General features: G+C 53.3%; 10 protein-coding genes. 3 read left to right on the forward strand and 7 right to left on the reverse strand.

The window, feature by feature from the left end:
* The first annotated feature begins 20 nt into the window (after nt 1–20).
* Nucleotides 21–479, forward strand: coding sequence for a protein-disulfide reductase DsbD domain-containing protein (locus tag VHE34_RS28940; RefSeq protein WP_325594636.1), 459 nt, complete (start codon nt 21–23; stop codon nt 477–479).
* A 103-nt stretch (nt 480–582) separates the two neighbouring features.
* A complete protein-coding gene (locus tag VHE34_RS28945; protein ID WP_325594638.1) occupies nt 583–2,568 on the forward strand; it encodes a protein-disulfide reductase DsbD family protein in 1,986 nt (661 codons plus the stop codon).
* Between the two features lie 318 nt (nt 2,569–2,886).
* On the opposite strand, the gene VHE34_RS28950 is transcribed toward VHE34_RS28945, so the two are convergent.
* Nucleotides 2,887–3,468, reverse strand: a complete 582-nt coding sequence (locus VHE34_RS28950; protein ID WP_325594641.1) for an RNA polymerase sigma factor — start codon at nt 3,466–3,468, stop codon at nt 2,887–2,889.
* A gap of 342 nt (nt 3,469–3,810) precedes the next feature.
* On the opposite strand from VHE34_RS28950, the gene uvrA reads away from it, so the two are divergent.
* Nucleotides 3,811–6,657 (forward strand): excinuclease ABC subunit UvrA, encoded by a 2,847-nt coding sequence (uvrA, locus tag VHE34_RS28955; protein ID WP_325594643.1) that lies wholly within the window; start codon nt 3,811–3,813, stop codon nt 6,655–6,657.
* Between the two features lie 82 nt (nt 6,658–6,739).
* Here the strand turns inward: uvrA and VHE34_RS28960 are convergent, their stop codons facing one another.
* The 6 genes from VHE34_RS28960 to VHE34_RS28985 form a co-directional block, all read right to left on the reverse strand.
* Nucleotides 6,740–8,158: an efflux transporter outer membrane subunit gene (locus tag VHE34_RS28960; protein ID WP_325594647.1), complete on the reverse strand. Its 1,419-nt coding sequence runs from the start codon at nt 8,156–8,158 to the stop codon at nt 6,740–6,742.
* Nucleotides 8,159–8,184: 26 nt separating this feature from the next.
* Nucleotides 8,185–11,337, reverse strand: coding sequence for an efflux RND transporter permease subunit (locus VHE34_RS28965; RefSeq protein ID WP_325594649.1), 3,153 nt, complete (start codon nt 11,335–11,337; stop codon nt 8,185–8,187).
* Between the two features lie 19 nt (nt 11,338–11,356).
* Entirely contained in the window at nt 11,357–12,511 is a 1,155-nt protein-coding gene (locus tag VHE34_RS28970; protein ID WP_325594651.1) for an efflux RND transporter periplasmic adaptor subunit, read from the reverse strand.
* Nucleotides 12,512–12,729: 218 nt separating this feature from the next.
* Nucleotides 12,730–13,359 carry a TetR/AcrR family transcriptional regulator gene (locus tag VHE34_RS28975; RefSeq protein WP_325594653.1) on the reverse strand — a complete coding sequence of 210 codons (630 nt, stop codon included), beginning with the start codon at nt 13,357–13,359 and terminating at the stop codon, nt 12,730–12,732.
* An 83-nt stretch (nt 13,360–13,442) separates the two neighbouring features.
* A complete protein-coding gene (locus VHE34_RS28980) occupies nt 13,443–15,824 on the reverse strand; it encodes an ABC transporter permease (protein WP_325594655.1) in 2,382 nt (793 codons plus the stop codon).
* A 110-nt stretch (nt 15,825–15,934) separates the two neighbouring features.
* The gene (locus tag VHE34_RS28985) at nt 15,935–16,396 is read right to left on the reverse strand and encodes a DUF4293 domain-containing protein (protein WP_325594657.1); all 462 of its coding nucleotides are present in this window, start codon (nt 16,394–16,396) and stop codon (nt 15,935–15,937) included.
* Nucleotides 16,397–16,399: the final 3 nt, after the last annotated feature.

Below are 16,399 nucleotides of genomic sequence, written 5' to 3' on the forward strand. Positions count from 1 at the left end.
ACCGAATTTTATAGCCATATATGAAACAAACAATACTCTTCACGCTCGCCGTTCTTACCGGCACCCTGGCGATGGCCCAGTCCGCAAAGCAGGTCAACTGGACGTTCTCGGCAAAGAAGATTGGCGACAAGACCTATGAAGTCCACATGAATGCTGCCATCGGCGGCGACTACCACATGTACGCTCAGAATGTAGGCGTCGCCGACGGACCGATCCCGACCAGCTTCACCTTCACCAAAAGCCCGCTTCTCGACCTTCAGGGTGCTCCAAAGGAACAAGGCAGGATGATCAAGAAATTCGAGGAAGCCTGGAAGCACGACGTCAACTATTATGAAAAAACGGTTGATTTCGTCCAGGTGGTCAAGTTGAAGAGCAATGTCAAGACCAGCCTCGCCGGCAAGGTGGAATTCATGGTTTGCGATGACCACCAATGCCTCCCTCCTTCGACCGTGGATATAAAAGTTAATATTGGCGGATGATACTGCGCCTTCGGCCGCGGGCCTGTCTCCGTCTGTCATTTGCCTGACGAATAAATTCTTTCAAAAACGGGTTCTTTGCAGGACTCGTTTGTTTTTTTATCACATGAACCGCATAACCCGCATACTCGCCTTTTGCCTCCTCGCCGGTCTTCAGCAGGCAGCCGCCCAGACGGATACGACAAAGCAAGCCGTCACCTGGGACTTCACCGCCCAGCCCGGCGCCGACGGAAAGCCCGTCCTCGTGCTCCACGCCCATATCCTCGACGGCTGGCGCCTTTACTCGACGACCATGCCGGACAGCCTGCCCAACTCCCGCGTGGCGTTGGACAGCTCGGCAAAAACCACCATCTCCGGCATCGATGAGCAGGGCCAGTCGCGAAATCAGCAGGAACCGCTGTTCAACAACGCGACGACAAGATCATTTACGGGTGACGCCCGCTGGCTCGTCCACCTCCAGTCTTCGGCCGCCGATACGAACGATCTGAAAGGGACCGTAACGTTCATGGCTATATATAAAGACTCGGTGATCGGGCCGCTGGAAGTGCCCTTTCGCTATGGCCACACCGCCGGCGGCGCACTCGTGGCAAAGGCCGCCGGTCTGCAGGAGTCGGCCAGCAGTCTTAAATTGATGACGATCGACCTCGCTAAGCCCGTCAACAATTGTGGCGGCACCGGCACGGAAGGAACATCCGGTCTGCTCGGGATCTTTGTTTTAGGTCTGTTGGGCGGCCTGGTCGGCTTGGTCATGCCTTGTACCTTCCCGATGATCCCGCTAACGGTTTCTTTTTTTACGAAAAGATCGGCTTCCAGGTCAAAAGGCATCGCCAACGCTTTCCTATACGGATTTTTTATTTTCCTGGTCTATGTTCTCATCAGCCTCCCTTTCTATTTTCTGAAAGGAAACAATGCGAATATCCTCAATACTATCTCGACGAATATCTGGATCAACATGGCTTTTGCCGCGATATTCATCGTATTCGCGCTATCATTCTTCGGACTCTTTGAGATCACTTTGCCAAGCAGCATTTCCAATTCTGTGGACGCCAAATCGAATATCAGTAGTGTCGGTGGTATCTTCTTTATGGCGCTGACTCTCGTCATCGTATCTTTTTCCTGTACCGGTCCAATCCTGGGAAGTCTTCTTGTCGGAGCATTGGATCAGAATGGGGGAGCGCTTCAACTGACTGTTGCCATGGCCGGATTCGGTGTCGCATTGGGATTGCCCTTTGCCCTGTTCGCCCTCTTTCCCAACTGGCTGCACTCCCTACCCCGTTCAGGAAACTGGATGAACACCGTCAAAGTGGTCTTTGGCTTTGTGGAACTTGCGCTCGCGTTGAAATATCTTTCGAATGCCGACCTCGTCGAGCATTGGGGTCTTTTGAAAAGGGAAACGTTCTTTGTTATCTGGATTGCTATAGATTTCGCCTGTGTCGCGTATTTGTTCGGATTCATCAAATTTCACAAGGACGGCCCGTCCAAAATAACAAATGGCAGAAAAGCCCTCGCTGCGGTATTCCTTGTTTTTGGCCTTTATATGATCCCCGGGTTGACCAACTCCGAAAGCGCCAAACTTCCCTTATTCAGCGGGATCGTTCCGCCATGGAATTACAGCTGGTACGGCAACCGGGATGAACATCTGATTAACAATTACGAACGGGCGATCCAGCTTGCGAAAGAACAGCACAAGCCCGTCCTTATTGATTTCACCGGATGGGCCTGTACTAACTGTCGGAATATGGAGGAACACGTGTGGCCCAAGCCAGGTGTGCAGGAACTGATCACAAACGATTATATCCTGGTGTCGCTGTATGTGGACGACCGCAAATTGCTGCCGGATGACCAGCAGGGGTTGGTAACGACTGCTGATGGCAGTAAGAAAGAGATCCGAACCATCGGCGACAAGTTTGCCACACTTCAATCCGAAAACTTCAAGAGTGTGTCTCAGCCCTTGTATGTTCTGATTAGCCCTGACCAAAAACTGTTGACACGGCCTGTGGGCTATACACCGGACGCCAAAGCTTACGCACAATGGCTCCAATGCGGCCTCGACGCCTTTAAACAACTTCAATCCACCGCAAAAGCACAATAGAAAAACCCCTCGAACGAGGGGTTTTTCGCATAATTAGGCGTCATTCTGTCCCGACCTTCCGGCAAGACTAAGGGCAAGTGCTTAACACCAGATGGGGGGCCAGAATGACAAGCTCTTACAATGAAAAGGTTCCTGTTCTTTCAAACAGGAACCCTTCAATATTTTTTTAATGGATCTTTTCACACAATGAAGTTAGCGGTTGTTTCCGTTCCCCGTACCCAAAGGTAGTTAAAGATTATTAAAAAACTCGTCCTTCGTATTGCTTCGTACCTGCGAGGGACATACCATCTTTCAAATCCTTCCTCAGAGTAAAAATCACTACAAGGCAATCTTTTTTTCAGACATCATCTTACGAAGATTGATCAGACCATAACGCATCCGGCCAAGTGCCGTGTTGATGCTGCAATTGGTCAGGGCCGCAATCTCCTTGAAGCTGAGGTCGGCGTAGTGACGCAGAATGATCACTTCGCGCTGATCCTCGGGTAACAGGTCGAGCATCTGCCGTACCCGATCATGGCTTTGACGCTTCATCATCTTCGTGTCGGCGCCTTCTTCGGTGAAGTGGATCACTTCGAAAATGTCGCGGTCATCGCTGGTCTTGATGGCAGGGGTACGCTTTACCTTCCGGAAATGGTCAACACAGAGGTTGTGCGCAATACGCATAGCCCAGGGAAGGAATTTACCTTCTTCCGTGTAACGGCCACCGCGGATGGTGTCGATAATTTTGATCAAAACGTCCTGGAAAATGTCCTCGGCAAGATATTTGTCCTTAACGAGGAAAAGGATGGAAGTGTACAACTTATCCTTATGACGGACGATCAATGCTTCTAGCGCGTAAAGATCGCCGTCCCTGAATTGGTGAATAAGTTCGTGATCAGTTTTTTTGCGTAGCAATGTCATAAACTTCTACGGGTTTTAAAGGTGATAGGATATATTTTGGATTTTAAAGATGGTTCGGTTTTTCTGTGTAGAAGTACTAAGTCAATAGGCAGCTGTTATTTCGTTAAAATGATATTCACACTCCCAATTCAAATGTGCACAAATAATGCTTGCACTAATAGGGTTTAAAGATATACAATTTTTGGAATAAACAACATTTTGGGAAATTTTTTGTTTTTTAATTCTACCAATCCCCATAAAACCAATAAAGTAATCACCTAATTTGTCTTCTTACGTAGTTCGTTTTTATAAAACAGCTACCTACTCTTTCTTCCTAATTTTTTTGGTAAATTGCGTCTCAATATGGGAAGCACATCGGGTAAAGTAAAGTCATCAAAAAAAGAAAAATTGATCCCCTCCGCAAAGGCCGTCCAACAAGCTGATGCTATATATATTAAAGGAGCAAGGGTCCACAACCTCAAAAATATCGACGTATCCATCCCCCGCAACAAGCTGGTCGTCGTTACAGGGGTCTCCGGATCGGGTAAATCCTCACTGACCATCGACACCCTCTTCGCCGAAGGCCAGCGCCGCTATGCCGAAAGCCTTAGCGCCTACGCCCGGCAGTTCATGGCCAGGATGGATAAACCCGATGTCGACTATATAAAAGGACTCTGCCCCGCCATCGCCATCGAACAAAAGGTCATCACCCGTACTCCCCGTTCCACGGTGGGCAGTATGACCGAAATATACGACTACCTCCGCCTCTTTTTCGCCCGCATCGGGAAGACGTACTCACCCGTTTCGGGGCGGATCGTAAAAAAGGACGACGTCTCCGATGTGGTTTCCGCCATCTCAGGCCTGAACGCCGGCGATAAAGTGATGCTTCTGACACCCTTTCGCCAACACAGGAACCGCGACGCAAAAGAAGAGCTGAACATATTACTCCAAAAGGGCTTCGCCCGCCTCTATATTCCCGCATCCGGCGCCGCAGGCGAAACCCTGCGTATCGAAGAGTTGCTGGAAGCCCCCGATAAAGCGCTCAAAACCAGGCTGCCCGTCGGCAAGACCCATATCCTCGTCGACCGGCTCGTGGTCAAGGACTTCGACGAAGACGATCTCCACCGGATAGCCGACTCCGTCGGTACCGCCTTTTATGAAGGAGAAGGAGAGATGCAGCTCGAGGTCAATGGGACAAAAACGCTAAGCTTCTCCAACCGGTTCGAGCTGGATGGCATCAGCTTCGAAGAACCCGTCCCCAATCTCTTCTCCTTTAATAATCCCTTTGGCGCCTGCCCGACCTGCGAAGGCTTCAGCCAGGTGCTCGGGATCGATGCCGATCTCGTCATCCCTGACAAACGGCTCAGTATCTACGAGGGCGCCGTGGCGCCCTGGAAAGGGGAAAAGCTGGTTGGGTGGAAGGACCAGTTTATAAAAGGAGCAAAAAAATTCGATTTTCCCATCCATAAGCCGGTGATCGATCTCAACAAACAGCAATATAAAGCGCTTTGGGAGGGCAACGAGCACGTACAGGGCATTAACGACTTCTTCGCCGAGGTCGAACGCAATCTTTATAAGGTTCAATACCGGGTTCTCCTGTCCCGCTATCGCGGCCGCACCGAATGCCCCGACTGCAAAGGCTACCGGCTGCGCAAGGAAGCACTGTACGTAAAGGTCGGCGACAAGCACATCGGCGAGCTCTGCGAAATGCCCGTCAAATACCTCGTGGAATGGTTCGACCAACTACAGTTGACCCCGCACGAACAGACCATCGCGAAACGCATTCTCATCGAGATCCGCCACCGGCTGCGGACCCTGATGGACGTAGGCCTCGGCTATCTCACCATGGCCCGCCTCGCCAACACCCTCAGCGGCGGTGAAAGCCAACGCATCCAGCTGACGCGCAGCCTGGGCAGCAACCTGACCAATTCCCTGTATATCCTTGATGAACCGTCCATCGGCCTGCACTCCCGCGATACCCAAAAGCTCATCCGGGTCCTGAAGGAACTCCGCGATCTCGGCAATACCGTCGTCGTCGTCGAGCACGACGAGATGATGATGCGCGAAGCCGACTATATCATCGATATGGGTCCCCTGGCCTCCCATCTCGGCGGTGAAGTCGTGGCCGCCGGTGACTACCAGGCGCTGATAAACGACGAAGACAGCCTCACCGGCAAATACCTCAAAGGCGAGCTCACCATCACTCCCCCGGCGATCACCCGAAAATTCACCCGCTCCCTGATCCTCGAAGGCGCTCGTCAGAACAATCTGCAGGATCTTACCGTCGAATTCCCCCTCGGCATCTTCACCGTCGTGAGTGGCGTCAGCGGTAGCGGCAAGACCACCCTGGTCAAGCAGATCCTCTATCCCGCCCTGCAAAAGATAAAAGGCGAACCCGGCGAAAAGGTCGGACTGCATAAAGCCCTCAAGGGCGACATCGACGCTGTCTCCCAGGTGGAGCTCATCGATCAGAACCCGATCGGCAAGTCCTCCCGCAGCAATCCCGTCACCTATATAAAGGCCTATGACGAGATCCGCGATCTCTATGCTAAGCAGCCGTTGAGCAAGATGCGCGGTTTCCAGCCCAAACATTTCTCTTTTAATGTCGACGGTGGCCGCTGCGACACCTGCAAAGGCGAAGGCGAACAGGTAGTGGAAATGCAATTCCTCGCCGACGTCCATCTCACCTGCGAGGTCTGCCATGGCCGTCGCTTCAAGGAAGAGATCCTCGAGGTCCGCTATCGCGGGAAAAGCATCTTTGATGTGCTCGAGATGAGCGTCGACGAAGCGCTGGAATTCTTTAAGGACGAGTCCGACATCTACTCGAAAATAAAACCCCTTAGCGATGTCGGCCTCGGCTATGTAAAGCTCGGCCAGTCCTCCGACACCCTCTCCGGCGGCGAAGCCCAGCGTGTCAAGCTGGCCTCCTTCCTCGGTAAGGGCCGGGCCCAGGGCCACATTCTGTTCATCTTCGACGAGCCGACAACCGGCCTGCACTTCCATGATATCCGCAAGCTCCTGGCCTCCTTCAACGCCCTGATCGAGCAAGGACACACGATCCTGGTCATCGAACACAACACCGACGTGATAAAGTCCGCCGACTGGGTCATCGACCTCGGCCCCGAAGCCGGCGACGCCGGCGGCAACCTCGTCTATGCCGGAGTGCCGTCAAAAATGCCAAAGACCACCAATACCGGGAAATTCCTATAAGCCTCCCATAAGCCAGAAAGCCGGGCAACGCCCGGCTTTCTGTTAACCTAACTCCAATCTAAAACAACTGCCAATCTAAATACTAATTCCATCCACCGCCTAGCGATCGGTATAACTCCACTTCTGCTGTCAATTGTCCTTTCTTTATAGATGCTAACTCCAATTCACTTTGTAACACATTGCTCTGCGCCGTGATCACCTCGAGATAATTCGCCAGTCCGTTCCGGAACAGCATATTCGCATTGGTGATCGCCTGCCGCAAGGTCGCTACCCGCCGCGCGGCAACCACCTGCTGCTCTTTCAGCTTCTGGATCTTCGCCAGCGCATCGGATACTTCCCCAACAGCGATCAACACCGACTGACGGAACTGGATCACCGTCTTCTCCCGGTCCACCACGGCCAGATCATATTGCGTCTTCAGCTGCTTGCGTTGGAAGATCGGCTGGGTAAGCCCACCACCGACAACTCCGAACAACGAACCCGGGATATTGAACCAGTTACTCGCCCTGAAGCTGTTCAGACCGCCCTGTGCGGTGATCGTCAGCGAAGGATAAAGGCTGGCCTTCGTGATGCCGACATTGGCATTGGCAACGGTCAGCGCCAGTTCCGAACTCCGCACATCGGGCCGGCGGCTCACCAGCTCGGCCGGCACACCCGCCGACAACGTGTCCCGCACCGGCACCTCTTCCAGCGTTGTACTCCGCGCAATGCTGCGGGGTAGCGTGCCCGTCAGGATACTAAGCGCATTTTCCTGCAGGAGAATACCCTGTTCCAACTGCGGGATCAGCTCGGCTGCCGATTGCTCCTGGGCCTCAGCCTGCTGGACACCCAGCGCCGTGACATCCCCGGAATTGTATTGCAGCCGGATAATGGCCAGCGTCGAGTCGTTCAACGCCAGGTTGGCCTTGGCGATTTTCAGCTGAGCATCCAGCATCAACAGGTTGTAATAGCCATCGGCCACACCTTCGACGATATTGGTCTGAAGGGCCTTTTGAGCCTCGGCCGACTGCAGGTACTGCGCCAGGGCCTTGGACTGCTGGTTCTGGATCTTGCCCCAGATGGGCAACTCCCAGCTGAGCCCGACATTGACATTGTAGTCTTCCAGGTACTTATGGCCTACGATCGCCGGGGCGAACTGACCATTGAGGCTGTTGTCCGCCGGCCGGTTGCGGCTATAGGTCGAATTGAAGTTGAGGTCCGGCCAGTAACCCAGCTTGCTTTGTCCCAGCACCAGCCTGGCCGACTGGATATTCTTCAACGCCACCTGCATATCGTAGTTGCGGGCAATGGCGCTGTCGATCAGCTGTTGCAGGACAGGGTCCCCGAAGAAGCTCTTCCAGGGCACACTGGCAATACTGGAGGTATCCGTCGTCGCCGAATTCCTGAATTGGCCTGGAACATCAGCCGCCGGGGTAGCTACATCTTTTGATACTTTGCAAGCCCCCAGCCCCAGTAGAAGGGCAAGGACCAAAGATTTCGATCTATTAATTGATGATGTCATGATATGATTATTTTGGCTGTTCGGATTTATTCTGCCAGCGCAGGCGATTTCACATACTTTTTACCAAAGAACTTTTCCTGCAGGTACTGGAAAATGATGAACAGCACCGGAACGATAAAGACACCCAGGATCACCCCCGTCAGCATCCCACCGACCGCACCGGTGCCGATGCTCCGGTTGCCGAGTGCCGCAGCCCCTTTGGCGCGCATCAGCGGCATCAGGCCAACGATAAAGGCGAACGATGTCATCAGGATGGGACGAAGCCGGAGCTTGGCCGCTTCCGTCGCTGCTGCCCACAGATCCATACCCGCATGTCGTCTCTGCACCGCATATTCCGTGATCAGGATCGCATTCTTGGCCAACAAACCCACCAGCATGATGAGGCTCACCTGGACATAGATGTTATTGTCTATTCCAAAGATCTGAAGAAAAGCAAACACTCCGAATACCCCGGCCGGAATGGATAGGACTATGGCGAAGGGCAGGATATAGCTTTCATACTGTGCCGCCAGCAGGAAGTAGATGAACACCAGGCTCAGGATAAAGATAAACACGATCTGCGATCCCGCCAGTTTTTCTTCCCGGGTAATTCCGGTGAATTCATACCCCCATCCTTTCGGCAATATCTGTGCCGCTGTCTCTTCCACGGCCTTGATCGCATCCCCGGTGCTGTACCCCGGTTTGGGAACCCCGTTGATGGTGGCCGAGTTGTACAGGTTGTTATGGCTCACGGTTTCCGGCCCATACACCTTTCTCAGGGTGATCAGCTGGTTGACCGGGACCATCTGGCCCAGGTTGTTCTTGACATAGATGCCGGTGAGCGAAGCCTCATTATTCCGGTAGGGGACATCGGCCTGCGCCATCACCCGGTAATATTTGCCAAACCGGTTGAAGTCACTGACGAAGCTGCTGCCATAGTAGATCTGCATCGTCTGCATCAGGTCGGCCACGGACACTCCCATCTGTTTGGCCTTGTTGTTATCGACATCCATCATATATTGAGGATTGCCCGAGGAGAACGTGGTCAGGGCATAGGCTATTTCCTTGCGTTGCATCAGCGCACCGATGAATTGACCGGACATAGCGCTAAGGCGGTCCATCGATCCATTGGTCTGATCCTGCAGCGCGAACTCGAACCCGGCCACGTTACCAAAACCCTGGATGGTCGGGAAGGTGAAGAAAAAGGCATGGGCGTCCTTCACCTGCTGCGCGACCTGCATCGTAAACATCCCGCTGAGGGTGTTGATGTCTTTCACCGGTCCCCGCTCGTCTACCGGCTTCATCCGGACGAAACCCGCGCCATAAGGCGACGCATTGGCGTTCGTGATGAAGTTCAGCCCTTCCACATTGTACCTTCTGTCTGTAACAGGGGAGGCCTTGATGATGCTGTCGATCTCCGCAATAGCCTTATGCGTCTTGTCCAGGCTGCTGCCGGGAGGCGTATTCACCGCATACAGGATAAAGCCCTGGTCTTCCGTCGGGATAAAGCCGCTGGGAGTCCGTTGCATCATAAAGTAGGCGCTGCCGGCAAGGACGACCAACGCGGCGATCGTGATCCATTTATGGCGGAACAGGAACTTCAGGCTGCCCGCATAGCGGTTAGTCATGGTTTTAAAACCGGTGTTGAAGCCTGCAAAGAACCTGGCCCCAAAGCCTTTCCTCTTCCCATGCTCATCGGTAGCATGCAGATCTTTCAGGAAGATCGCACACAGCGCAGGGCTCAGCGTAAGGGCGTTGACGGCCGATATAAAGATGGCGATAGCCAGCGTATATCCGAACTGGCGGTAGAATACGCCCGTGGGGCCTTTCATAAAGCCTACCGGGATGAACACCGCCGCCATGACCAGCGTGATGGACACGATGGCGCCCGAGATCTCACTCATGGCTTTCAGCGTAGCCTGCTTCACCGGTAATCCCGTGTTTTCCATCTTCGCATGCACGGCTTCCACAACCACGATGGCATCATCCACCACGATACCGATCGCCAGTACCAGCGCGAACAACGTCAGCAGGTTGATGGTAAACCCAAACACCTGCAGGAAGAAGAAGGTACCCACGATGGCTACCGGCACGGCAATGGCCGGGATCAGCGTGGACCGGAAATCCTGCAAGAAAATGAATACCACAATGAATACGAGGATGAACGCCTCGACCAGCGTATGTTTTACCTGCTCGATCGACGCATCCAGGAATTCCTTGGAGTTGTACATGACCGTAACATGCAAACCTTTCGGCAGCTGCTTGGAGAACTTGTCCACCAGTTGCTGGGCGCTCGTCAGGATATCGTTGGCATTGGAGCCGGACAACTGCTGGATCGCAATACCCGTCGTGGGATGCCCGTTAAGCGTGCTGTTCGAGGAGTAGGTGTAAGACCCGAATTCCACTCTAGCCACATCGCCCAGGCGGACCACGGATCCATCACTGTTGGACTTGACGATGATATTTTCGTAATCTTCATTCTTGTTCAGTTTCCCCTTGTATTTTAACACGTATTCATACACTTCCTTGCTGCTCTGACCCAGCCGGCCGGGAGCCGCTTCCAGGCTCTGATCCTTGATGGCGTTGGTCACCTCGACCGGGGAAAGGTTATTGGCAACCAGCCGGTCCGGTTTCAGCCAGATACGCATGGAATAATCTTTAGTGCCGAACGGCTGGGCATCCGCTACGCCGGGGATACGCTGGATCCTCGGGATCAGGTTGATCTTCGCATAGTTTTGCAGGAAAGTCTCATCATAGCTGCTGTCGGTCGAATAAAGCCCGAGGAACATGATGATGCTGTTCTGCTGCTTTTGCGTCGAGATACCCGCCTGGATAACCTCCGCGGGGATCTGGCTCGTGGCCTTGGACACCCGGTTCTGCACATTCACCGCCGCGATATCGGGGTTGGTTCCTTGTTTGAAGAACACCGTCAGCAGCATACTCCCGTCATTGCTGGAGTTGGAGGTCATATAGGTCATACCTTCCACGCCATTGATGGCTTCTTCCAGCGGAGTCGCGACACTACGCGCAACGACTTCGGAGTTCGCACCGGGATAGGTGGCCTGCACCTGCACACTGGGCGGTGCGATGTCCGGGAAGAGCGAAATGGGAAGTGTAAAGATGGATAGACCACCCAGTATAAGCAAAATGATAGACACGACCGTTGATAACACCGGCCTTTCAATAAATCTCTTTAGCATAAAATTTTAATTTCTGATGTTACTGGGGCATGGCCTTGAGGACACTGTCTGCGGACAACACCTGCGGAGTGATCACCGCGCCGTCCTGCAGCCGGTCCATCCCGGCAAACACAATCTTGTCTCCGGCCTGTACACCCTTATCGACGAGATAGTAATTGGTGGTTTTCCCAACGATATGCAGCTGCTTGCTGGTCACCTTGTTGCTATCCCCAAGCGCGAAAACAAAGATCCTGTCCTGTATCTCGTACGTCGAGGTCTGCGGAACGGACAAAAGACCGGAATTCACCTGCGGGATACGCACCTGGCCGGTGATGCCGGAGCGTAACAGCCCTTCGGTATTCGGGAACGTGGCGCGGAAAGTGATCGCCCCGATGTTACGGTCGAATTGACCTTCCATGAGTTCGATCCTGCCCTTGCTGGCATATATGCTCCGGTCTGCGAGTTGCAATTCTACCGGCGGCAATGCCTTGATCTTTTCGTTGATCGATTTGCCCGGGACCTGGCTGGTGAACTTCAGAAAGTCGCTTTCGCTCATTCCAAAATAAGCATACACCTCCTTCACATCGGAGACTACCGTCAGCGGTTGCGCCTCACCCTTGCCGACGAGCGCGCCGACCTTGAAGGGAATACGGCCGATATACCCGCTTACCGGCGCCTTTACCAGGGTATAGCCCAGGTTGATACCGGCATTATTGCTTTCGGCTTCGGCCTGGCTGACCTGCGCCTTGGCGGCGTCATAAGCCGCCTGTGCGGCTTTCAGTTGAACATCCGAGATCACCTTGTTCTGCACCAGGGGCTGCAGGCGGTTGACTTCGATGGCTGCCTTCTCCATATTGGCCTTGGCGGCTTCGATGTTCGCCTCGCTGTTGTGCAGCTGGGCGTCGTAAGGACGATCGTTGATCTTGAACAGCGGCTGACCTGCCGTAACATACGCACCTTCTTCCACATAGATCTTTTCCAGGTAACCGCTGACCTGCGGCCTGATCTCGACATTGGTCTTGCCTTCTACCGAAGCCGAATAGGTCAGGTAGGTCGTGGCGGGCGAACTATTGATCGGAAGGACCGGTAATGCCTGTGGAGAGGGCGCCGTCTGGGTACCCTGAGCCTCGTTACAGCTGCTGAAATAAACGGCGGCAGCTATTAAAATGACGGAAACGACTACATACTTTCTCATAACCTTATTAAATTGTTTAATGGTGTTAAATCAAACGCTAGGAAAGGACTTTTGTTCATTTTATCTATCAGTGTTAAATAAAAAAGAAAAAAAATTAGCCGTTCATACAGCAGCAAAGACAGGCGGACTACCTTCTAGACAGGCGACCGGGTCCTTTTTGGACAATCGTAGAGATATTTTTTTATGGCACGGCGGCGCAATGGCCGGTGGAGGGTTAGTTAGTTCTTCAGGCTACGGGTGATGCCCGTGATGGCATCTTTTAGTATCTGCCGGTTGATCTCGTCGGAAGTTCCCTTCCGGACGATATTGATGGAGACAAGTCCGTGAATGATCGACCAGTACGTATAATATTTCGTACAAACCCGGTCATCCTCGATGTCTTCGATCCCCATCAGCCTGGCGATCGGCTCGGCGGCAATATCATAGGGTGTGGATCCCGGTGGAAGAAGTTCATCCATGATGCAACAGTTCACTTCTACGCCAAACATCAGCTGGTAATATTCCTTCTCTTCAAAAGCAAAATTCCAGTAGGCCAGCCACATGGCTTCGATCTGATCCTCCAGCTTCTCGTGCTTGCTCTTCGCTTCGTTCATCCGGCAGGCAAGCAACAGGAATCCCTTCTTCGTCAGCTCCAGCAGGATGGCTTCTTTATTGGCGTAATATTCATAGATGATCGGGGCCGTGTATTCTATTTTGTCCGCGATCTTACGCATACTCAGCGCCTGCCATCCCTCGTCCTTTACGATGTCGTGAGCTGCATCCAGGATGTTGACCCGGGTCTGCTCCTTTAGTCGATGAATTCTCTCCTTGCTCCCCATGTGGTTTCTTCCCGCCTTTCGGCTCCCCACCTCCCGATGGGTTTTACTGGCGTAAATTATTTAACACTGTAAAATTAGTACGAAATCCCGGTCAATTCCAAATATTTTTTTGATTATTCCGTCCGAAGACTGTTGACCGGATTTGCCAATGCCGCTTTAATTGCTTGAAAACTAACAGTTAAAAGCGCAATCGCAAGGGCGCCGAAACCTGCAATGAAAAATATCCACCAGTAGGACCCGATCCGGTAGGCAAATCCCCGCAACCAGCCGTTGACAAAGAACCAGGACAACGGCGCCGCCACCAGGAAGGCCCAGCCGACCAGCTTTAGAAAATCCTTCGACAGCAGGTAGACGATGTTTCCCACAGACGCCCCGACCACTTTCCGCACCCCGATCTCCTTTGTCCGCTGGAGAGTGCTGTACGCAGCAAGGCCCATCAATCCGAGACAGCTGATGGAGATGGCGAGGATCGCAAAGTTGAGGAATAACCGGCCGAAATGCTCCTCGCCGCGATATTGCCGGTTGAAGAACTCATCCAGGAAGAAATAGCTGAAAGGCCGGTCTTTCAGCAGCAGCTTCCATTTGGCCTCCACCGCACTCATCGTCTCCTTCAGCCGCCGCCCGTCGATCGTGGCGCAGATGAGGTCGCAATTACCCGGTTCCACACGCATCGTCATGGCCTGGATGGGATCCTGCAGGGCCCGGAGATGAAAATCTTTCACTACCCCGATGATCGTGCCCGTGGTGCCGAACTGCTCGAACCGCTTACCTATCGCCTCCTTCGGCGAAGGATAACCCAGTTGACTGACTGCCGTTTCATTGAGTATCATCGCTCTGGAGCTGTCGGTCCCGTATGCCCGCGAAAAGTCCCTGCCCGCGATCACTTTCATGTCGAGCTGGCGCAGGTAGTCGTAGTCCACAAAATAGACAACCGCATTGGTTGACTGCATCACACCCCGTCCGTTCTCGATCCGGCACTCATTTGGAAAAGTCCCCAGACCCGGCACATTGCCGGCAAGTGAGTTGGACAGCACGCCGGGGATGGAGGCAAGGGCCTGCCGGAAGGCCAGCTTCGCCGAATCGTTCCGCGTATCCATGATCAACTTCTGGTCCTTACTGAATCCCAGGTCCTGGCTTCGCATATAGTTCAACTGGAAGTACACTACCAGCGTAGCGATCATCAATCCGATAGCGATCGTGAACTGAAGGATGACGAGCCCTTTGCGAAGCAGGATACCCCGCGTCCCGGTACTGAACTTCCCCTTCAGCACGGCCACCGGCCGGAAAGAGGACAACACCAGGGCAGGGTACAGACCCGCAAAAATGCCGATCAGCAGCGCAATCCCGAACAAGACTGCCAGGTAACGCGGCTGCGTGAAAATACCCATGCTGACTTCCTTGCCGGCCAGTTGGTTGAACAAGGGCAGCATCACCACCGACAGCCCGATTGCAAGGACATACGCCATCAGGCAGAGGATAATGCTCTCCCCGATGAATTGTCCGGCGAGCATCCATTTGCCGGCGCCGACTACCTTGCGGATGCCCACTTCCTTCGCCCGCTCGACCGACCTTGCCGTGGTGAGATTGACGAAATTGATCCCGGCGATCAGCACGATAAAGGCGCCGATGATCGAAAAGATATAGACGTTCGTGATATGCCCCGTCCGGGACTCGTCACGCGTCGAATAAAGGTAGATATCCCGAAGCGGTTCCAGCAGCAGGGTAGGAACCTGTTTGTTCCGGAATAGCGCCGCACCGCCCTTCTTCTCCAGGTAGCCCGGCAACTTGGCTTGCAAACGATCGGCGCCGGCTCCGGGTTTCAACAGTACATAAGCGCTCCAGCCATAACTGTCCCACGACCGGTTAAGGGTGGAATCCATTCGCTCGAAAGTAGCCACCGAGATGATCATCGAGGCTTTCAAATGCGAATTCCCCGGGAGATCTTTCATGACTCCCGTGACGGTGCAGGGGAATTTATCCCGCGTCATCGTCAGCACTTTTCCTATCGGATCGACGTTGCCAAAGAATCTCTTCGCGACGGTCTGGGAAAGCACAACGCTCTGCGGCCCTGCCAGCGCCTTCCTGGGATCGCCCTTGACCAAAGGGAAATCGAATACCCGGAAGAAGCCCGTATCGGACAACATGACATCATCCGTTTCGAATACCTGGTCGCCCCGGATGACCATCCAGTTATCTCCCAGACTGACCCGCGTCGTCAATTCCACCTCGGGCAGCTGCTCCTTCATTCCGACCGTCGTCGGCAGCGGCGGATTATTGGCGTGCTGCAATCCCGTCGGGGAGGGCACATCAGCTACGATCCGGTAGATCCGGTCCGCTTTTGAATGAAAAGAGTCATAGCTCAGCTCGAAACAAACATACAGGAAGATCAGGAAAAAGGCGGCCATGCCCACCGTTAGCCCGATGATATTGAGGAGGGAAAATCCCTTATGCCGCCACAGGTTGCGGAAAGCGACCCGGAGATAATTTTTGATCATAGACCTTTCCGGTCACAAAGAAAGTGCCCCATTCCCTGCCATTGGAAATCAATCCTATGGCCGCTATGATCACAGGGACTGTTCGGATTTGATACAGCGGTTGTCCGGTATTACCTCAGCCGGTCTGCGCTCTTGACCAGCTTTTCGTCTTTGCGGATGCCGCGCGCGGCCATGAATAAGAAGATAGGAATAACAAGCGTAAGCAGCGCACCAAGTGTATAACCTCCCTCCACAAACCTGGGAGTCCCACTTTCGTGCCAATACAGAAAGATATTAACCAAAGACAACAAAAGAAGCCCAATGGTCATCCAAAGTTGCTTTTTTCTGGCCTTAAAATTGAAAATATTGAAAAGCGTGCCTGCAATGATGATCACAGTGACGATCAAAATGAGAACACTGCCCGAACTACCGCTGTCTTTGCCAAATCCCAGTACCGGCGCGGCTCTCAATTGCATTTGTACGTGCCCTGCCGTGCCCACTTGCACATTGCCGATATAAAAACCAAATTGAAAAGTCAACACGGCGCAAATAACCGCCAGCAACATCCAAAGAGTTTGTTTTCGCTGTAGCATACA

This window comes from Puia sp., from assembly GCF_035546395.1.
Classification (GTDB): Bacteria; Bacteroidota; Bacteroidia; order Chitinophagales; family Chitinophagaceae; genus Puia.

Excerpts from the sequence above, each read along its gene's own strand:
- VHE34_RS28945 (WP_325594638.1), top strand. The coding sequence starts at position 583 with ATGAACCGCATAACCCGCATACTCGCCTTTTGCCTCCTCGCCGGTCTT.
- VHE34_RS28980 (WP_325594655.1), bottom strand. The coding sequence starts at position 15,824 with ATGATCAAAAATTATCTCCGGGTCGCTTTCCGCAACCTGTGGCGGCAT.
- VHE34_RS28970 (WP_325594651.1), bottom strand. The coding sequence starts at position 12,511 with ATGAGAAAGTATGTAGTCGTTTCCGTCATTTTAATAGCTGCCGCCGTT.
- VHE34_RS28950 (WP_325594641.1), bottom strand. The coding sequence starts at position 3,468 with ATGACATTGCTACGCAAAAAAACTGATCACGAACTTATTCACCAATTC.
- VHE34_RS28960 (WP_325594647.1), bottom strand. The coding sequence starts at position 8,158 with ATGACATCATCAATTAATAGATCGAAATCTTTGGTCCTTGCCCTTCTA.
- VHE34_RS28965 (WP_325594649.1), bottom strand. The coding sequence starts at position 11,337 with ATGCTAAAGAGATTTATTGAAAGGCCGGTGTTATCAACGGTCGTGTCT.
- uvrA (WP_325594643.1), top strand. The coding sequence starts at position 3,811 with ATGGGAAGCACATCGGGTAAAGTAAAGTCATCAAAAAAAGAAAAATTG.
- VHE34_RS28985 (WP_325594657.1), bottom strand. The coding sequence starts at position 16,396 with ATGCTACAGCGAAAACAAACTCTTTGGATGTTGCTGGCGGTTATTTGC.
- VHE34_RS28940 (WP_325594636.1), top strand. The coding sequence starts at position 21 with ATGAAACAAACAATACTCTTCACGCTCGCCGTTCTTACCGGCACCCTG.